This is a genomic window from Tsuneonella sediminis (genome assembly GCF_051912845.1).
GTDB classification, from domain to species: Bacteria; Pseudomonadota; Alphaproteobacteria; order Sphingomonadales; family Sphingomonadaceae; genus Tsuneonella; species Tsuneonella sediminis.
This window is the reverse complement of the sequence record NZ_JBNCBU010000005.1, coordinates 22,604-42,324: the sequence shown is the minus strand read 5'-3', so window position 1 is coordinate 42,324 and position 19,721 is coordinate 22,604. Positions and strand designations below refer to the sequence as shown.

Below are 19,721 nucleotides of genomic sequence, written 5' to 3'. Positions count from 1 at the left end.
TGCAGGCGTCGGGCAACGTGAGCCTGGGCTTCGTCGCCTCGGGCGCGGGCAACGTCGACATCGACAGCACCGGCGGCGCCATCTCGGCGAGCTTCGTGTCGGCCTCGGGCGGCGATGCGCTGCTGACGGCGCCGGGTTCGATCACCACCGGGGGCATCTCGGCGTCGAATGCGATCGACGTCGACAGCACCGCGGGCGGCGCGCTCGACCTCGGCACGCTCAACGCGGGCACGACGATCAGCCTCGACACCGCGGGCGCACTGTCTGCGGGCAGGGTGCTTGCGGGCGGAGCGTTCACGGTCGGGGGTGCAAGGGCTCCGTCCTCGGCCACGTTCACCGGCCCGGTGACGGCCAGGAGCGTGAACTTCGTGGTGACGGGAGCGGTGACCGGACAGGACATCGTGGCGACATCCGGCGCTCTCGGAATCGTCAGCGGTGGCAACATCTCGATCAGGAACGCGAGCACGAGTTCGGGCCCGATCTCGCTGACGAGCACTGGCGGTTCGATCACCACTACGGGCGTCGCAGCGATCGGCGGAGACGCTATCCTGACGGCCGCACAGAACGTGACTGCTTCCGGAACGATAAGCTCGGACGCGAACGTCAGCATCGGGGCGACCAACGGCGCGATTTCCACCGTGGCGGTCACCGCGGGCAACGCGGTGTCATTGGCGGCGAGAACGACCGTCAGCGCTACGGGCCCTGTTAGCGGCAAGGCCGTCGACATAGCTGGCGGCGGAAACGTAACGTTGACGACCGTCAATGCGACTGCGGGCAAGGTCGGCGTCACCAGCACCGGCGGATCGATCTCGACCACGGGTGCGACTGCGGCGGGCGGCGGCGTAGTCCTTTCCGCATCGCAGAACGTCACCGCTACTGGCGCCGTAAGCTCGGACAGGTTCGTGTTCGTCAGCGCGGCCAGCGGCGCGATTTCGGCAACCTCGGTTACCGCAACGGGCGGAGACGTCGGTCTTGCGGCAAGGGGCCCGGTGACGACCACGGGGAAGGTCAGTGCCAGTGGAGCAATCGATATCGACAGCACGGGCGGCGGTGCGCTGACGCTGGGCCAGGCGCTGACCGGCGCCGGGGCAGCGCTGCAGGCAGGCACCACGATCAATCTCGACACGACGGGCGCGGTGATCGCGGGCGGCACGACGGCTGGGGGTGCGCTCAGGGTCGGGACCGTGGCGCGGCCTTCCTCGGTGACCTTCACCGGTCCCGTGTCGTCTCTGGGTATGACCGTCACGACGAACGGCACCTTCACCACCCAGGCAGCCGTAGATGCGAGAACCGCTGCAGCCACTGTGACCGCGGGCGACGTCGCCATTGGCGGCTCCTTCAAGGCGTCCGACGTGGTCCTGCGGGCCAGCGGGACGGGCGGCGTGGCGCTGGGCTCGGGACCGGGAGTGTTCGCGCTCAGCGACGCGGAGCTCGACCGAATCGACGCTGCCACCCTGACGATCGACGCGGGCGGCAACGCCGTGAACGTGAGGGGCGTGAGCCTGACCGGCGCCGCGGGATCGCAGCGGTTCGACGTGCTGACCACAACGACGGGCACGGTCCATTTCGATGGAAACTTCACCGCCGACGGTGCAGGCCGCGTCGTTCGCTTCGGCGGCGGCGCAGGCACTGGTCCGGCGTCGGCGACCGGCCTCGCTTCGCGGATAACGGCCGACATCGACAATGCGACGATCAACCTCGGGCAGGCCACGCTCGACCTGCGTGCGACCGACATCGCTTTCGGTCAGCTGCCGTTCCTCAACGAGGTCAAGGGCCGCGGTAGTCAGGACCTGGCGTTCCTGATTGTCGGCAATTCGGGATCGTCGCTCTTCAATCCGGGCCTGCAGACCCCGCTGAGCGCCGCGAGAGCAAGCGATCCCGTCTATCTGCGGGCCGGCAACCTGTCGGTGTCCTACGCCAACTCGGCACTGTTCCAGAACACGGGCAGCGTGACAGGGGGGGTAGCCACCAACAACGGCGCGGTCATCGGATCGGTCGGCGGGGGCGGCACGCTCAGGATCGACACGCTCGACCCGACCAACACCTTTGCTCTGTTCGGCCAGATCAACAACCTCGTCGGACCGTCGGCGGCGATCGCGGGCGAACCGGTGATCTTCGTCGATGACACGCTCCAGCGCCCGTTCTCGCGCATCAACGGATGCCAGATCGGAAGCGGCGCCGACTGCCTCAACGCCACCGTCGGGACCACGACGATCTCACTCCCGCGCGAGGCCGTGAACCCGCTGTCGGGCGACACCGGACTGCTGGTGCCGTTCGATCCGCTGGTCGGAACCAACAACGAGGGGCTGTTCTCTGACGCCGCGTCGGACGACCAGAACCTCGAGTGTCCGCGTGACGAAAGAGGCGTGTGCGTCGAACGCCAGGGAGACAACTGAGATGATTTTCGTGCGATCGCGCTATCTCGCTCTTTCTTCGGCCGGGCTCGCGCTGGTACTTGCCGGATGTGCGACCGTTCCCTCTGCTAGCCCGGGGGGACAGTTCAGCCTGGGCGAGAACGCAGCCGGCGAACCGTGCACGGCGGCCTACAACTGGACCGACCCGAGCTTCGGTGCGAGCAGCACCAAGTTCTCCGACATTTATTCGGTGAACTGCAGCGGAAGCGCATCTGGCACCCTGGCGCGTGTCCGCAGTTTCGACAGCGGCTCTTCGCGCGACGCGTTCACCGCCTCGCTCAATTGCGGGGCAGCGCAGCCAGTCACGCTGGAGGGCTTCGACAGGGCCGTCGCGCGGCGGTGCGTCGATCCGGGGCTTGGGTTCGAGGCCGTCCTCGTGGATGCGAACCGCGGCAACAGCGCGTACCAGATCGCCGCTGCTCCCAATGCGGTGGGGGCAGGATACCAGGCTGCACGAATCCTCGCCGGTCTCGATACGCCTGAGAATGCGACGTCAGATCGCCAGCCGCTCGACGTGGCAGCGCTGCAAAGGCCGCAAGGCACGTTCGCCAATGTCGCCGCGAGCGCCGGGAGCGAAAGCCTCGATGCCATCCTCGGCCGCGGCACGGCGCTCAATTTCCGCGGCCTCAGCGCCGATGCATCGCGATACCTGACCGACTCGCTTGGCCGGCTCGACCCGCAGGCATCTCCGGCGACGCGCGCTTCGCTCATGCTCGAGGCAGGGCTGGCGGATTCGAATATCCAGTTCTTCAGCAGCGCCGAAAAGCTCTTCGCCGATGCCGGCGCAATCATCGCGACGCTGGATACCGAGAACCAGCGCAACCTGCGCGCCAAACTGCAAAGCTATCTCGGCCTCCATGCGCTCAACCAGCGCGATTTCGAGACTGCGCGGCGGCTCCTGCAGCCGCTTGTGACGGGCAACAGGACCACAAGCGGCGCGCTTACGGATCCCAGTACGCTGCTCCAGCTCAACGCGGTCGCCGCCGGCGAGGGCGATGTCCGTTCGGCGATCGCGCTCGGAAACGACCAGGGCAAGCGCGATGCGTTCCTGAATGCGCAGGCAGCCTGGGCGCTCAGTGTCGCCGAACTGTCGCTGGGCAACACCACCGGAGCAGAGGCCGCCCTCCAGCGCGCCCGGGAGCGCTTCGGCCAGCTGCGCAGCGTTCTGGCCGCGGAGCGTACCCGCGACGACGGGATCATGTGGATGAGCGCGCGCATTTCCCGCCAGCAAGGCCGGATCGAGGCCGCCCGCGGGGATTACAGCGCGGCGTTCAGGTCGTTCGACAGCGCCATCGCCGATCTCAAGCGCGGTGCGCTCGCCCGGGCCGGAACGGGCGCCGAGCCGGCGGTTGCCGAATTCGAGCTCGAGCGGGCGGCCCTCGTCGCCAGGGCCGGGAGGCCCCAGGCCGAGATCGACGCGGCGTACGAAAAGGCCGTGGACGCGCTCCTGCTCGCCCGCGAGGAAAGCGCGGCGTTCTCGACAACCGCGCTTCGGCCCTACCTCGACCGGCTCGCCGAGCGGGTGGAGGCCGGCGACGACGGCGCGGCTCACAAGTATTTCCAGGCGCTGCAGGTCAGCGGCGAGCCCGGGGCCGCCCGCCAGATCAGCCAGTTGCAGACCATCGTCGCGGCAGACGGCGAAACCGGCGGCATGCTCCGCGAACTCGCCGATCTGCAGCGCTCGCTGACCGAGACCGAACTGCTGCTGCAGGAGGCGCGCGATGCCGGGCAGCCGACGCAGGAACTCGAACAGCGGCGGGCCGACGTCCAGGCGCGCTACTTCGAACTCGACGCAAGGGTCCAGGCGGATGCCCGCCTCAGTCCGGTTTCGACCGGTCCGGCAAGCCTGACGGAAGTCCGGTCCGCCCTCCGCGACGGGGAAGCGTACGTCCGCTTCAACGTCATCGGCGACCGCATCTACGGGATGATGGTGGACAAGAGCGGGTCGCACGCCATCCGCCCGACGCAGGATGTCAACGACGTGCTCCTCGTCAGCAAGCGGCTTCGCGATTCGATTGACGGCGGGATCGATTACGGGCGGGTTCCCGAATTCTCGGTCACCAACGCAGTGGTCCTGTATCGGATACTCTTCGGATCGATCGATGAGCAGATTAAGGGGAAGACTAGCCTCGTCGTCGATGGCGGACAGGTCCTCAGTGGGTTGTCGCCGGCCGTGCTCGTCACCGATCCCAGGGCGGTCCTGAGCTTCACCCGCCAGAAGGACAAGCTCGACTATACCAAGATCGACTTCCTGGCCAAACGAATGACCTCGAGCGTCGCGATTTCTCCGCGCAGCTTCGTGGCGTCGCGCGCGCTCGCGCCGTCCAAGGCAACCCAGCCACTGATCGGCTTCGCTTCGCCCGAACCGTTGCCATCGGCGGCAGCGGCGCAGGGGATGATCAAGGTCGGGCCGTGCTGGCTTGCCCCGGCGGCGGTTGGCGAGCTCACGACCCGTCTCGCGCCGATCCCCGCGCGCGAGATCCAGCTGGCGGCCAACGCCCTTGAAATCGGCACCGCGCCGGTCGTCCAGGACGGCTCGTTCACCGATACTGCGGTGATGCGCATGGGCGAGGCCGACGGGGACCTGTCGCGGTTCAAGATCCTCCATTTCGCCACCCACGGTCTGACGGAGGGCCAGTTCGGCTGCCCGGAAGCGCCCGCGGCGTTGCTCACCTCGCTCGGCACGGATGGCTCGGACCTGCTGCTCAGCTTCGACGAGATCGCCAAGCTCCGCCTCGATGCGAACCTCGTCGTGCTGTCGGCCTGCGAGACCGCTTCGGCCATTGGCGAACGCGCCCTTCGCCTGTCGGGCGAAGCCCAGCCGGGTGCGACCCTCGAAGGACTCGTGCGCGCGTTCTTCAGTGCCAACGCCCGGGCTGTCCTGGCGACCTACTGGGAAACGTCGAACAGCGGTGACAGTGAAGTGTTCATGCAGCGCTTCTACGAAAGTGGCCGGACCAACGACATCGCAACAGCGCTCAACGTCGCGCAGCGCGATCTGATGGGAGTGCGGGCCAGTTCGCATCCCTTCTTCTGGGGTGGCTTCTTCGTCGTGGGCGATACCGACAATTCGTTGCTTGCCGGCGCGCCGGTGCAGGTCGCAGCGGCGACCGGTCAGTAGGTCCCGGTGCCGCCCGCCTCGCGCATAGGCGACATGCACACCTGCCCGATGGCGACACCGGGCACGCCGCCGATCCCGCATGTCGGGGGTCCGATCGTCAAGGGGCAGCCCAACGTCATCACGGTCGGGGTGCCACAGGCGCGCGTTTCGGACATGTGCATATGCGTGGGCCCATCTGACATCATCGTGAAGGGTTCCGCCACGGTACTCGTCGGCGGGCTTCCAGCCGCGCGGATCGGGGACAACACGGCGCACGGCGGGGTCATCGTCGTCGGCGCGCCGACGGTGCTGATCGGCGATGGAGGGAACGGTGGCGGCGGCGGCGGGGGGGGCGGTGCCGGCATGCCCGGCAATGTTCCTTTCTCGCAGCCGAACCTGCAGATGAAAACCTTCATCGGCGCGCACCGCGAGGCCAAACCCTACTGCGCGGTCTGCCACTGGTGAGCCGTTGGTATGCGGTCGTCGACGGCGCGGCCGACGCGCGGCTGTATGACATCGTTGCCGCCGAGCGCGATCAGGCCTGCCTCTATTCCGGCGACTACGACGGGGAAACGCGAAAGGCGCTTCCATGGCTGGTCGCGATCGAAGAGGATTCGGCGATCGCCAAGCTCTGGCGCGCGCACGAATCCGGCCGCTTCTGGGGTATCCTGCTGCGGAGCGGGCTGGAGCTTGCCGCGTTGCGGCGGCATCTGAGGCATTTTACCACCGCGCGTCTGCCCGACGGTGAAATCGTGATGTTCCGGTTCTGGGATCCGCGCGTATTCGATGTATTCGCGCGGACCGAGACGGCAGACCAGGTCGGCGCCTTCCTGGAACCGATCGAACTGGCCGTGGCCGATCTCGGTGCCGGCGGGAGGCGCAGGTACGAATGGCGCGGCGGCCTGCTTGTCGACGGTGTGCCTGTTGCCGGATCGGCGGCGACAGCATGACGGCGAACGGACTACTTGCGGGCGGCGTCGATTTCCGCGCGCCGCGCCGCGAACATGGTCATCGCTTCCCCGACCAGCGGCTCGACCTTGGTCGTTTCGTAGGTGAGCGGGTCGGTCGGCACACCGTCGATCCGGACCTCGTAGTGCAGGTGGGCGCCCGTCACGCGGCCGGTCGCTCCGACGTAGCCGATGATTTCGCCCTGGTTCACCGCCTGTCCGGCGCTGATCCCTTCCGCGAAGCGAACCAGATGCATGTACCACGTCTGCATGTTCTCGCCGTGCTGCAGTTTGATCATATTGCCTGCCGCGCCGTGCATGGGGAGCACCGCCGCGACGGTCGCGTTGCCCGATGCGTAAATCGGGGTCCCGACCGGTGCGCCGAAGTCGGTCCCGTTGTGGTTCTTGAGGATGCCGAGGACGGGATGGCGCCGGCCGCCGAAGCCGCTGGTGATGCGCGCCCCGTCGACCGGCGTGCGCATGAGGCCCCGCGCCGCGCCGTTGCCCTGCGCGTCGAACCAGCGCGGCTCGACCTCATCCGGCGGGGTGAACGCGTAATAGGCATGCGAACCGGCAACGGCGGTCCGAAGCTCGGCATAGATGAGCCGGGGCGGCGAAAGGCGCCGGCCCGAACTGGTCACCCGCTCTTCCCAGACGGCAAGAAAGGTGTCTCCCCGGCTGAGATCACGGAAGTCGAAGTCGAACGAGAAGGCCTTGGCGAACGGGGTTGTCAGGCTGTCGGGCATTCCCGCGCCGAGCGCGGACGTATAGAACGTTCCACCATCGTAGGTCCCGGTAGCGGAACTGTATCGGGTCTCCGCGTTGAGGAAGTTCTCCTCGCGCGCGAATGTGCCGTCGGACTGGCGGGTGAGCTTGACCCCGGTGCCTCCGTCGAGTTCGGCGACGAGCGAATGCACGGTCCTCGCCTCGCCGCGGCCCGTCAGGACGACCTCGATCCGCATCTCCTGGTCCTCGACCCCCAGCGCGCCGACCGCTTCGCGGGCGATCGCCATCGCTTCGCCCAGCGGGACGCCCATCTGTTCGAGCGCGATCCCGAGGTCCTGGTAGTTCCGGACCGAAACGATCCGTGGCGCCTCCGTCGGCGCGCTTTCGATCACGGCGCCCGCCGGAGCGGTCGGTGTCGCGGTGGCGGCAGCACCGTCGCCGGAATCGGCGGCATCCTCGCTTCCCAGCCAGAACCATGCGCCGGTCGCAATCGCGAGCGCAAGCCCGGCAAGGGAGGCCAGCAGCGGAACGCGGCGCGGTGGGGATCCCGGCTGCGGCTTGCCGTCGGTGGCCGGCGGCGGACCGTCGCCCACCCAGGTCTTCGGGTTGAACGACGTTGTTTCGGGCGACGGCTTGCGGTCGTCCAGCCAGGTCTTGGGGTCGAACGACGTCGTCTCGCGCTTCATCGCGCGGTTGCCGAAAAGCCTTGCGGCGGCCCGGAAAGTGCCGAACAATCGGCAGCATGCGCGCTTTTACATGACACGCGCGTATGCTTAATTGGCCGCCGAGGGGGCGACAAGGCATGACCGGTCGAAATCGTGTGGCCTGGCGCGAAGGAATGTTCCTGCGGCCGCAGCATTTTCAGGCGCAGGACCGGCACTTCGAATCGCTGGTCGGCGCGCGGCACGACTGGGCGCTGCCCTACTCCTGGGGGTTCTCGGAAATCGAGCTCGACACCTCGCTGGCCGAGATCGGGCAGGTCGCGCTGCGCTCGGCGAAGGGCGTCATGCCCGATGGGACGCCGTTTTCGATCCCCGGCGACCAGCCGCCACCGCCGCCGCTGGCGATCGGATCGTCGGTGCGAGACGCGATCGTCTACCTTACGCTGCCTCCGCGCCAGAGCGGCGCGATGGAATTCGACGAGGCGGAGCAGCCGTCGCTCGATGCCCGCTTCAAGGTGATCGAGGCACAGGTCACCGACAACTTTTCCGAGGAACGGGCGTCAGAGGAAATAGCCCTCGGCGTTCCCAACCTGCGGATTGGCCTGACCGCGGACGAGACAGACGGCCGGTTGCTGGTCGGGATCGCGCGTGTGCGCGAGGTGTCCGGCAAGAAGCTGGTGTTCGACGCCGGATATATCCCGCCTACGATCGACATTCGGGCGGTGCGCCTGAAGGGGGCGGTCGCGGATCTCATCGGGCGAGCGGACCAGATGATCGGCGAACTTGCGCTGCGCGCAGCAGAGACCACCGAGGGCGGACAGGATACCTACAAGGCGTTCCTGCTGCTCCAGTCGCTCAACCGCTGGACGGCGGTCCTCGGACACCTGCAGTCGATGCCGGCGATCCATCCCGAGCGCCTGTTCGAAACCCTGCTCGCGATGGCCGGCGAGGTCTCGACGCTGACCCGCAAGGAACGCCGCCCGCCGCCGCTGCCGGCTTACGATCACGAGAACCTGCAGGCCTGCTTCGATCCTGTGATCGACCTTCTGCAGATGCTTCTGTCTGGCGAGTTCGATCGCTCCGTAGAACCGCTCGAGGTCGTGGCGCGTGGTCCGGGGCAGTACCTGCACGTCATCAAGAACCGCGCCCTGCTCAAGCAGAGCTATATCTACCTCGCGGTTGCCGACCCCACCAAGTCGCTCGAGGAAATCCGCAGCCGTTTCCCCGCCATCTGCAAGATCGGCCCCAACACGAAGATGCGCGAACTGGTCGGTTCCTCGTTGCAGGCGGGCATTCCGCTGCGGCACGTGACCACGCCCCCCTCCCAGCTCCACGTGTTGCCGGGCTACGTCTATTTCGAGCTCGATCGCGGGGCGGAGGACTGGGCGCAGGTTTACGCCGCGCCCGCCATGGGGATCTTCGTCGCGGACGAGTGGCCGCAGCTCAAGCTCGAGCTGTGGGCAGTCAAGCAGAAGAAATCATGAGCTCGGACGACCGCAACAAGACTGTGTTCCGGCCCTCACCGCTGCGCGGCGGAGGCGCGGCCGGCACGCCGCCGCCTTCGCCCCCGCCGCCCCCGGGCGGTGGCTGGGGTGCGCCGCCGTCGCCATCGAACGACCCGTTTCTCGGGTCGCCGCCTTCCCCGCCGCCCGGTGGGACCGGACGCGACCCGTTCGGCGAGCCGCTCGGCGGGCCGCCTCCCTCCACTTCGTCCGGGGCGACGACGGCCCCCGTGCAGTTCGCAGACGACGTTCCCCAGCCTCGCGCCCCGCGCGACGACCGCAATCCCCTCGTCGCGCATGCCGCGCCGGTGCTGGCGATGGCCGCTGCGATCCAGTCGGGTCGGTGGCAGATCCCGATGCAGGAGTTCCACGCCCGCGCAACGGCCGCTATCCGTGCTTTCGAAAGTGCGATCGAGCCGCTCTACCCAGAAGGCGTGCGGCAACGAGCCAAGTACGCGGTCTGCGCGACGATCGACGACGTGATGCAGAACCTGCCGGGCATGGCCGGGGGCGGCGCCCAGTGGGCCCAGCGCAACATGGTCGTGACCTTCTTCCGCGAAAACATCGGCGGCGACCGGTTCTGGGAGTTCGTCCAGGAGATGCTGCGCGATCCCGCGCGCAACCGCGACCTGATCGAGCTGTTCCACGCCTGCCTCGCGGCCGGCTTCGAAGGCCGCACGCGCACGATGCCGGACGGCTTCAGCAAGAAGCGCGAGGTGATGAGCAGCCTGGTGGGTGCGCTCGACCACCTCCGCTCGCTGTCGCAGCACGAGATCGTCCATCACTGGCAGGGCGAGAAGGCGGCGCGCAATCCCGGCAACTTCTGGGGTCTCGTCGCTCTGGTCGGTGCGATCGCGGCGGGGGTCTGCTTCCTCATCTATCTCGTCTTCTTCGTCGTGCTGTTCACCACCAGCAACGATGTCGAGGAACGGGTGGCAAACCTGTTTCCCGGCGATCCGCTCGAGCTCAATCGCTCGGCGGCGGCCTTCACGCCCCCGCCGACCGATGCCGAGGCCCGGCTGCGCCAGTTTCTTGCGCCCGAAATCCAGCAGGGTCTCGTCGAGGTCGAGAACAACCGGGTGCGAACCACCGTAGGCACGCTGTTCGAGCCCGCTTCGGACGACCTTGTCGCGGGCCGCGAGGCGATCTTCGAGCGCATCGGCAAGGCGGCAGAGCTCGAGCGCGGCACCATCACGGTCGAGGGACACGCCGATTCCGACCGGATAAATCCGACCATCGAGTTCCCGAGCAACATGGCCCTTTCCGAGGCGCGGGCCCGCACGGTGGCGGACATTATCCGCACCCAGCTCAGCGACAAGTCGCGCGTGAGAGCGGTGGGGCTGGGCGACACGGTCCCCATCGCCTCGAACGACAGTGCCGCGGGCAAGGCGCGCAACCGGCGGGTCGAGGTCGTCCTCGACCACGGACTGTGACGGGGCGGGCCCGATGAAGCGCTTCTTTACCAGCTGGTGGACGGTTTCGGTCGGCACCACGCTGCTCTTGATCCTGCTCTTCGCGGTCGGCCTGCCGCTGTTCGTTTCGTGGATGAAGCCGCTGTGGGTTCGGCTGCTTGTCGCGGGCGTCTTCATTGGCCTGTGGGGGCTGATGTTCTTCCTGCGTCGCCGCAAAGCGAAGCGGGCGGAGGCGGCGCTCGCGGCGGAGCTGGCCGGTTCGGACCGCGCGGGCGAGGAGGCCGGCGCGGTCGAGAGCCGGATGCGCGATGCGATCGCGAAATTGCGCAGCGCGAGCGGGGCCAAGCGCAACTACCTCTACTCGCGACCCTGGTACGTCATCATCGGTCCGCCGGGAGCGGGAAAGACGACCGCGTTGGTCAATTCGGGCCTGCGGTTCCCGTTTTCCGACCAGACGCTGGGCGGCAGTGGGGGGACGCGCAACCTCGATTTCCTGTTCGCCGACGAGGCCGTGCTGGTCGATACCGCGGGCCGCTACACGACCCAGGATTCCGACAGCGAGGTCGACAAATCGGGCTGGACGAGCCTTCTTCGCCTGCTTCGCCGCCACCGCCCGTTCGAGCCGGTCAACGGCGTGTTCGTGGCCATGCCGGTCGACGAACTGCAGAAGGGCGACGTGCGTACGATCGACCGCCATGCCGCGATCGTGCGCCACCGTCTGCACGAGATCCGGCAGGAACTGCAGACCGAACTGCCGGTCTACCTTGTCCTCACCAAGGCCGATCTCCTCGCCGGATTCGCCGATTTCTTCGGCGACCTTGACGTCGACGGGCGCCGCGCCGTCTTCGGCCATACGTTCGACTGGAAGGCGGAGAGGCTGTCGTCGAGCGACGTCACCACGGCGTTCGACCACATGGTCAACGACATCCAGTCGCGCCATCCCAAGCGCCTGCACGAGGAACAGGACATCCGCCGCCGCGGACTGATCCTCGGCTTCCCGAGCCAGCTCCACGCGGTGCGCGCGCCGCTGCACCGGTTCATCGAGGGCGCGTTCCTCAACGAGGACCGGCCGAGCGGGCGGCTGCGCGGGTTCTACCTCACGTCGGGCATGCAGGACGGCGGCGCGATCGACCGCATCCTCGAGGGCGTATCGCAATCGTTCGGAGCGCATGGCGAAACTGCCGGTTCGCAGGAGGGCCGCGCCTTCTTCCTAAATCGCCTTTTGCAGGACGTCGCGTTCGCCGAGGCGGGGCTGCCGATCGCCGACGCTGCGGCCGCGCGCAGGCGCAAGTCGCAGATGACGATGGCACTCGCCGGAATCGCGGCGGTCGCGACGCTGCTGGTGCTGGCCTGGGTCGTCAGCTTCGTCTCCAACCGGTCATTCCAGACCGACAGCAACCGGGCCGCGCGCGAGGTGGCCGAGGAAATCGACGCGAGCCAGGTGGACCTGGTCAGGGTGAGCGACAGCGATGCGCCCCTCGACCAGTTGGTTCCGCTCCTCAATCAGCTGCGAAACCTTCCCGAAGGTTACGCGGCGATCGAAGCCGGGGGGGCGCCGCTGACGAGGCGTTTCGGCCTCTTCCAGTCCGGCCTCAGCCGGCAGAACGAAGAGGCCTATCGCATCGGCCTGAGGCGTATCCTTCTTCCGCGCATTGTCCTGCGGCTGGAGCAGCAGATGCAGGCGCGCATGGCCGATCCGGTGGCGCTCTACGAACCGCTCAAGGTCTACCTGATGCTGGGCGGTGCGGGACCCGAGGGACGGATCGACGGCAAGACCGTGCGCAATTTCGTCGAGCGCGACTGGGCGGGCGAGCAGTTCGCCGGCGGCGAGATGGCCCCCATCCGCAAGGACCTCGCCGTGCACCTGAAGGCGCTTACCGAAGATCCCGATATCTCGGCTGCCTGGCCGGGCCGGCGGGCACCGCTCGACGCGAACCTCGTCGATGCGGCGCGGGCAAGCGTCGGCCAGATGAGCCTCGCCCAGCGCGCCTATGCGATCATGCTCCAGAAAGCCGCGAATCCTGCTGCGGACTGGCAGATGAGCGACGTCCTGCGCCAGGCCGACGCGCGCGCCTTCGCCAACCCGGACGTGGTGATGAACCAGTCGGTTCCGTACTTCTTCACCAAGGCCGGCTTCACCAAGAGCTACGCGGTCCGCCTCGCAACCGTCGAACGCGACCTCAAGGGCGAACTGTGGGTACTGGGGGACGACGCGGCCAAGGAGAGCCTGCGGCAGGAGATGAGCGGGCTCAAGGCAGGCGTATCGGCAGCTTACGCCGCCGACTACATCGCGCAGTGGGAACGCGTCGTGGCGTCGCTCAAGCCGGCGAATTTCTTCTCCGACCAGCAGGCCTACAGCGCTTTTGCCAAGACCCCGTCGCCGTTGAAGACGGTCCTCGCGGAAGTTCGCAGGAACACCTCGTTCGGCGGGGGCGCGGCGGGCAAGGCCGGGGACCTGGCGCGGCGCAAGCTCGAACAGAACCGCTACGTCCGGACAGCCGGCCAGATCGCGGGAGCCTCGGGCGGCGGCGGGGGTTCGGCCGACGCGCAGATTGCCGCGCACTTTGCCGACCTCAACGCGTGGACCGGTAGCGGAAAGGAGGCCGCGCCGATCGATCAGTTCATCGACCAGGTGCGCGAATCGTTCAAACAGGTGCTTGTCGCGCAGAGCGCCGGGGTCGGCGCAGACAGCGCAGGCGCGCTCGCCCAGGCGATGGCGCCGCTCCAGCAGAGCGCGCTGCAGGTACCGGACATGGTCAGGCAGTTCGCCGCCGATGTCGCCACGGGAGGAAGCCAGGCCCAGGTCGGCACGCTCCAGGGAGAAACCTCGGTCGCATACCAGGACACCGTGCTGCCTGCCTGCCAGCAGGTAGTCGAAGGAAAGTACCCGTTCAATCCCGGCGCGACCGAGGACGCCAGCCTTACACAGGTACGCGAAACGCTTGGCCCGGGAGGCCTGCTCAACGCCTTCGTCGACCAGCGGCTCGGTCAGTATCTCGACCGCAGCGGGGAGTACTGGCGCTGGCGGGACGACGATCCCATCGCCGGCGGATTCAGCCCGGTATCCCCCGGCAATTTCCAGAAGGCGGCGATATTGCGGGACGCCTTTTCCGAGGGGCTTCCGCTCGAATTCGATCTTGTCGCGATCGGCAACGAAGTGAGCCGGGTCGAATTGTCGACCGGGGGCACGACGCTGCGGTTCGGCGCGAGTGACGCGGAACCCAAGCGGATAGCCTGGCAGCCTGGTGCCGGGCTCGTGCGCATGTCGGAAATGAAGATTTACAGCGCAGCGGACGGCGGCAGCGAGAAGGTGGTGTGGCGGAACAGCAAGGACGGACCCTGGTCGCTGTTCCGCGTTCTCGATCGCGCGGAGAAGCGCAACAAGGGCGAAGGCGAGATCGAGGCGACCTTCAACCCGGGTCCCGCCAAGGCCGTGTTCCGGATTTCCTTCCCGCCTTCGCAGAACCCCTTCAGCGGCGGCGGACTGTGGTCGGTCAGATGCCCGCAGACACTGTAACGGCAAGCATCATCGCGTCGCCCGCGTTTTACGGCAAGCTTCCCGGGCACGGCGATTTCGTGAGTCGGGGCCTGACGGCCGAACAGGAAACCGCGATCGACCGCTGGCTGGCCGGCTGGCTGGCCGCAGCGCGCGAGGAATGGGGTGACCAGTTCGAAGAACGATACCGGAATGCACAGCCGTGGATCTACGGCGGCGAGCGGATCTCGGCCGTCGCCATTCCGAGCGCGGACCGGGTGGGACGACTGTTCCCCCTGCTCGCCGCAGGCCGTCCGGGGGCCGCCGCGCAGGCGCTCTACGACACGGTCGTGTCCGCCATCGAAGGCGCCTGGACGGGCGACCGTCTGCTGGCGGCGCTGGGAGATCTTCCGGCCGGGGAAGGCGAGGTTGCCGCGCCCGGCTGGTTCGTGCCCGACGAGAACGAAACAACCATGCCGCATCCCCTTGGCGGGTCTGGCGGCGAAGCGATCGGAGCGATGCTCTCATGATCGATTACCGGCTGGAATCCGCGTGCCGCAGCGACCCGGGCCTCAAGCGTGAGCGTAACGAGGATTCCGGCCACGTGGACGACGAGCAGTGCTTCTGGCTCGTCGCGGACGGGATGGGTGGGCACGAGAACGGGGCGCTCGCGTCCCAGACCGCCGTCCAGGGCTTCCGTGCGCTGCGGTTTCCGGATGAATTCGACGATGCAGTGCGCACGGCCGCGGCGCGGATGCACGAAGTGAACGACCGGCTCGTCCGGATGCGCGCGGAGGCCGGGATGGGTCAGATGGGCACCACCGCCGTCTCGCTGCTGATCCGCGGCCAGCGCTTCGCGATCATCTGGGTGGGTGACAGCCGCGCGTACATCTGGCGGCGCGGCGGGCTGTTCCAGCTCAGCACCGATCACACCCATGTGCAGGATCTCGTCGATCAGGGTATCCTCTCTCCAGCAGAAGCGAAGGATCACCCGATGGGGCACGTCCTCACCCGCGCGCTCGGCGTGCAGGAAACCGTCCAGGTCGACATCATCGAGGACGAGGTCGAGCCCGGGGATCGTTTCCTCCTGTGCAGCGACGGCCTGTCGGGTCCGGTACCGGACGACGTCATCCGCGAGATCGTCGCCGAGGGAACGCCCGAACACGCCGCCGAGATGCTCATTCGCGCAGCCCATGCCAACGGCGCGCCCGACAACGTCACCGTGATCGTGGTGGAGGCGCAGCGCCTTTCATGACTGGTGACGACGAAGACAGGAAGGACGATCGGACCGTTTTCCAGCCTCCCTCGGGAGCAGGGGGCGAGATCGGTCCGCCGGTCCCGCCGCCGGGCGGCCCGCAATATCCGCCACCAGGTGCGCCGCAGGCGCCTTCTGGCGGCGATCCGTTTGCGCCCCTCGGCACAGGCGGGCCACCGGCAGCGCCGCCCGATCCGTTCGGCCAGGTGACGCCTGCTCCTGCTGCCCCTGCGGGGAGCACGGGGCAGATCCGGGTCGGAGACGTCCTCAACGGGATCTATCGCATCACTCGGTTCATCGCCCGCGGCGGGATGGGCGAGGTCTACGAGGGCGTGAACGTGCATTCGCCGAGCGACCGGGTCGCGATCAAGGTGATCCTGTCGAACCTCGCGTCGGACGAGCTGGTGATGGCAATGTTCGACAAGGAGGCGGCGACGCTCACCCGCCTTCACCACGAAGCCATCGTACCCTACCGCCTGACCTCCCGCGATTTGCAGGGCCGTCCGTTCATCGTCACCGAGTTCGTCGACGGGCCCAGCCTCGAGGAACGCCTCGGGAGCGTGCGCCTGACCGACGAGCAGTTCGGCGGCCTCGCGCGCCGGCTCGCGCGCGGACTGGGGGCGGCGCACTCGCTGGGAGCCATCCACCGCGACATCGCGCCCGACAACATCCTGCTCGTCGACGGCGACCCCGAGCGGCCGAAGATCATCGATTTCGGCATCGCCCGCGATGCACGCGAACAGACCCAGACGATCGTGGGCGACGGGTTCGCCGGCAAGCTCAAGTACGTCGCGCCCGAACAGCTCGGCGAATACGGCCGCAACATCGGTCCGTGGACGGACCTCTACAGCCTCGCCCTGACCCTGCTGGCCGTCGCCAGCGGACGCCATACCGACATGGGGGGGTCGATCGCGGACGCTGTGCGCAAGCGGATGTCGGTCCCCGACCTCTCCGCCATTCCTGCGAAATACCGGCCCGCGTTCGAACGCGCTCTCCAGCCCGACCCAGCGATGCGGCCGCAATCGATGAGCGATTTCATCGCGCTGCTGCACGAAGCCGAAGACAGGGGCGGCACCGGATTCCTGCCGATGGAGGACCGCCCGCGAACCTTCACCCCGACCTCGCCCCCTCGCGGCGGCGCGGACGGCGGTGGTACCACGGGATTGTCCGCGAAACTTCCGAAGGGGATGCCGGGCGGCAAGTGGACCCTGATCGGGGCCGCGGGGGCGCTCGTCCTCGTGCTGGGGCTGGTCGGCATCGTAATTGCCACCTCGAGCGACGAGGAAGAGCCGATCGAGCGGGCCGAAGGCGCCGGCGCTGGCGAAGGGCCGGCGGCGGCGGTCGAGCCGGGCACCCCGCAGTTCACGATGCTCGCATCGTCGCTGGCGAGCCAGCAACCGTGTTCGTGGCTGACCTTCGACGGCGCCAATGGGGGAGTGGCGCGCTTCGTGGGCGGCGCCGGCAATCCTGCGGGGGCGCAGAACGCGATCGCCGACGGGCTTGCGGGCAAGGGCGCTGCCGACATCTCGCTCGACATGGGCGAGGTCGTCTCGTTCAACCAGACCATGTGCGACGCAGTGGACGCGTTGAGGGAATTCCGGGCGCGCGGCGACCTCGTCACGTCTCCGCAACGCACCTACGAGGTCGAGGACCAGGTCATCCCAATCCAGGGTGGCAGTCTACAAGGAAGATACGCGAAGCCGTTGTTCCGGATCGAAGGACTCCAGCCTGGCGACGATATCGTCCTCCTGGTGATCGAGGCCAACAACGGGATGAAGACGCTTTTTGCGGGCCGGGATAATGCGAAGACCGTGGTCGATCTGCTGCTGGGTACCGTCACACCGGATGGATACGAAATTCCATACCCTGCCGATCTCGAATCACCTCCCAAGGAGAGTTACGGCATAGCGGTCGTGACGGGGCGAGGGCCATTCTCGACGCAGCTTTTCGGCGACGCGGAGGCCGATCAGCCACTGCCGCTCGATGCCTCGTGGCCGGACCGTTTCCGCAGCGAAGCGCGGGCAAAGGGCTGGCGCACCGACATATTCTGGTTCTCGGTCGCCGACGAGGTTCCCGGCTGACGATCAGTTGCCGCGCGCGGCGTCTTCGTAAGCCTGGCGGAATTCCTTCGAGAAGATGTCGAGGAACGCTTCGGCCGATCCCTCGGCGACACCGCTGAACTGTTTTTCGTAGGCGCGCCACAGCGCCGCCTCGCGCTGACCGGGCACCAGCTTGCCGAGCACACCTGCATCCCCGGCGCGCGCCTTGATGGAAGCAGGCGAGAAGCGCTGGAGCGTCGCGCGCAAAGCCCCCTGCATCGCCCGCAGTGTCGCGATCTGGTGCGCCTGGAGGTCGCGGTACGAATCCTCGATCGCAGTGTCCGCCTCCATGTAGCCCTGGCGCGCGGGGTTCATCATCATCTGAAGCGCCTGTTCCACGTTGCGGGCGAACTTGAGCGGGTTGTTGCCGTCGAACCGCAACTGCGTGGCGCTCGCCCCCATCTCGTCCTTCGCCCGTGCGCGCGCCTCAAGCAGGATCATCAGGCCTGCCAGCAGGCGGCGCAGCATGCGCCCTGCCCGCGCGGCGGCAACTTCGGGCGTCTCCGTCAGGCTCGCCGACGGTATGCCGAGCGCGGCCATGAGCTCGCGATAGGCGGCGTCGGATCCGGCCGAACCGGGCGGCGGGGCGGTTGGCGGCGGGGTGGACTGCGCCGGGGCGTGCGCGGCGGGGGGCGGCGAGGGATGGCCGGGCTGCGGGCCCCACGCTTCGCTTGCCGCGGAGGGGAGGGGTTGAGGGGGGTGCCGTGTCGCAACCGAGGGAGGCGGAGGCGGTGCCGCGGGGGGCGGCGATGTGGACGCAGGCGGGGCCGAGGGCAGCGGGGCGAACGGATCGCTCGCGGGCGCCTGTTCGCGCGGATTGATCGGTCCACCGAACGGGTCGGCCGGCGACCGGGGCGGGGCGCCGAACGGATCGCTCGTCGACGGCCGGGCGGATGCCGCGCCTTCACCGGGCACCGCGAACGGGTCGAAGCCCGGCGCCACGTCCCAGGCGGCGGCGGTCCAATCGACCTTGTGGTTGTCGGTCAGCGAATTGAAAATCTGGTCAGCGGACTGGCCGTGCGCGCCGCCTCCCGCCCGGTCGGCCCAGGAAGAAACATCCTCGCGCGGTTCGCCCGCAAGATCCCAGTCGCCAGCGCTTCCGGCAGCGAACGGATCGGCTGACGGCGCCGCGGACGGCGCGGGCGAGCCGCCGGGAAAATCGTCCCAGTCGCTCCACGAGGGTCCCTGCGACGCTGAGGCGCTGGCGGCCACTTCCGCTTCGTAGACCGCGCGCGCCTCGCCGCTGAGCCGCGCTTCCATCTCGTACGGCCCCAGGCGAAAGCGGTCCCCATGGGCGATCCGGCGCGGTTCGCCCATGCGCTCGGTTTCCTGGCCGAGGAACGTGCCGTGAGCGCTTATGTCGACGAGGGTGTAGGCGCCGTCGCGGAACACCACCTCGCAGTGGCGCCGCGACAGCACCCGCGTATCATCGGGCAGGCACCAGTCGCTGGTCTGCTCGCGGCCGATGATCGCGCCGCGCCCGTGAAGCACGAGCTCGCGGGGTGAACCGTTTTCCAGCCGGTCCCTGTTGGTGATCGCAAGTGTAAGCGTCATGAGCGGGTGAGCGCCTCGCGTCCCCTGATGGCGACCTGGTTGCCCAGGTCCAGCGCGCGCGCCAGCACGCCCTCGTCCGCGGGAAGTCGCTCGATCGCCGCGGTCTGCAAGGCCGCGGCCGCAAGGTGCGCCGACACCGCAGGATCCGCGGTCACCGGGTCGAGATCTTCCGGCGTGATCGAGCCGCCCGAAAAGAAGATCGCCAGCCCCAGAAGCGTTTCGGGCCACTGGGTATCGGCGGTTTCGGCCAGCGCGTAGATTGCCCGCCGGTTGATGTCGTCGGGCTCGTCCACCCATCGCCGCGCGGCGTCGAGGATCAGGCGCCTGCTCCGGTAATCGGGATCGTCTTCCGGCGGATCGGGCAGTGCCCTTGTAACCCAGGCGATCGCTTCGTGCCGGGGCAGCGAGGACGCCATGACGAGCGCCGCCAAGTCGCCCCGGCCGTCGTCCCGCAGGGATTCGAAATAGGCTTGCGGCGCGGTGCCCGTGGCCGGCCACAGTGCGGGCTGCAGCCCGGCTTGCTCGGCGACCTGTCGCGCATCGGCCCACAAGACGATCGACCAGTCCGTCATTGC

At 68.1% G+C, this 19,721-nt stretch carries 13 protein-coding genes; 10 read left to right on the top strand and 3 right to left on the bottom strand.

Features of this window, described 5'->3' with window-relative positions; genetic code table 11:
* From ACPV3N_RS13430 to ACPV3N_RS13415, 4 genes are all read left to right on the top strand, one after another.
* Nucleotides 1-2,396, top strand: a 2,396-nt coding sequence (locus ACPV3N_RS13430; protein WP_440118631.1) for a beta strand repeat-containing protein, incomplete at its 5' end; no start/stop codon positions are given.
* Between the two features lies 1 nt (nt 2,397).
* The gene (locus ACPV3N_RS13425) at nt 2,398-5,535 is read left to right on the top strand and encodes a CHAT domain-containing protein (protein WP_440118629.1); all 3,138 of its coding nucleotides are present in this window, start codon (nt 2,398-2,400) and stop codon (nt 5,533-5,535) included.
* Nucleotides 5,536-5,583: 48 nt separating this feature from the next.
* On the top strand, nt 5,584-5,979 hold the full coding sequence (locus ACPV3N_RS13420; protein ID WP_440118627.1) for a PAAR domain-containing protein: 396 nt from the start codon (nt 5,584-5,586) through the stop codon (nt 5,977-5,979).
* Nucleotides 5,976-6,464, top strand: coding sequence for a DUF4123 domain-containing protein (locus ACPV3N_RS13415; RefSeq protein ID WP_440118625.1), 489 nt, complete (start codon nt 5,976-5,978; stop codon nt 6,462-6,464). The genes ACPV3N_RS13420 and ACPV3N_RS13415 overlap by 4 nt, the downstream gene beginning before the upstream one ends.
* 11 nt (nt 6,465-6,475) lie before the next feature.
* Here the strand turns inward: ACPV3N_RS13415 and ACPV3N_RS13410 are convergent, their stop codons facing one another.
* A complete protein-coding gene (locus ACPV3N_RS13410) occupies nt 6,476-7,873 on the bottom strand; it encodes a M23 family metallopeptidase (RefSeq protein WP_440118623.1) in 1,398 nt (465 codons plus the stop codon).
* Nucleotides 7,874-7,989: 116 nt separating this feature from the next.
* Between ACPV3N_RS13410 and tssK the strand changes: the two genes are divergently transcribed.
* The 6 genes from tssK to ACPV3N_RS13380 are packed head-to-tail and all read left to right on the top strand — an operon-like array spanning nt 7,990 to nt 17,574.
* Nucleotides 7,990-9,333, top strand: a complete 1,344-nt coding sequence (tssK, locus tag ACPV3N_RS13405; RefSeq protein WP_440118621.1) for a type VI secretion system baseplate subunit TssK — start codon at nt 7,990-7,992, stop codon at nt 9,331-9,333.
* Nucleotides 9,330-10,784, top strand: coding sequence for a type IVB secretion system protein IcmH/DotU (icmH, locus tag ACPV3N_RS13400; protein ID WP_440118619.1), 1,455 nt, complete (start codon nt 9,330-9,332; stop codon nt 10,782-10,784). Before tssK ends, icmH begins: the two co-directional genes overlap by 4 nt.
* 13 nt (nt 10,785-10,797) lie before the next feature.
* Nucleotides 10,798-14,280, top strand: a complete 3,483-nt coding sequence (gene tssM, locus ACPV3N_RS13395; RefSeq protein WP_440118617.1) for a type VI secretion system membrane subunit TssM — start codon at nt 10,798-10,800, stop codon at nt 14,278-14,280.
* Nucleotides 14,262-14,768: a type VI secretion system-associated protein TagF gene (gene tagF, locus ACPV3N_RS13390; protein WP_440118615.1), complete on the top strand. Its 507-nt coding sequence runs from the start codon at nt 14,262-14,264 to the stop codon at nt 14,766-14,768. Before tssM ends, tagF begins: the two co-directional genes overlap by 19 nt.
* Complete coding sequence (locus ACPV3N_RS13385; protein WP_440118613.1) at nt 14,765-15,493, top strand: PP2C family protein-serine/threonine phosphatase; 729 nt, start codon at nt 14,765-14,767, stop codon at nt 15,491-15,493. The genes tagF and ACPV3N_RS13385 overlap by 4 nt, the downstream gene beginning before the upstream one ends.
* Complete coding sequence (locus ACPV3N_RS13380) at nt 15,490-17,574, top strand: serine/threonine-protein kinase (protein WP_440118611.1); 2,085 nt, start codon at nt 15,490-15,492, stop codon at nt 17,572-17,574. The genes ACPV3N_RS13385 and ACPV3N_RS13380 overlap by 4 nt, the downstream gene beginning before the upstream one ends.
* Nucleotides 17,575-17,577: 3 nt before the next feature.
* Here the strand turns inward: ACPV3N_RS13380 and tagH are convergent, their stop codons facing one another.
* Nucleotides 17,578-19,146 carry a type VI secretion system-associated FHA domain protein TagH gene (tagH, locus tag ACPV3N_RS13375; protein WP_440118609.1) on the bottom strand — a complete coding sequence of 523 codons (1,569 nt, stop codon included), beginning with the start codon at nt 19,144-19,146 and terminating at the stop codon, nt 17,578-17,580.
* Entirely contained in the window at nt 19,143-19,718 is a 576-nt protein-coding gene (locus tag ACPV3N_RS13370; protein ID WP_440118607.1) for a DUF6931 family protein, read from the bottom strand. The genes tagH and ACPV3N_RS13370 overlap by 4 nt, the downstream gene beginning before the upstream one ends.
* Nucleotides 19,719-19,721 lie beyond the last annotated feature (3 nt).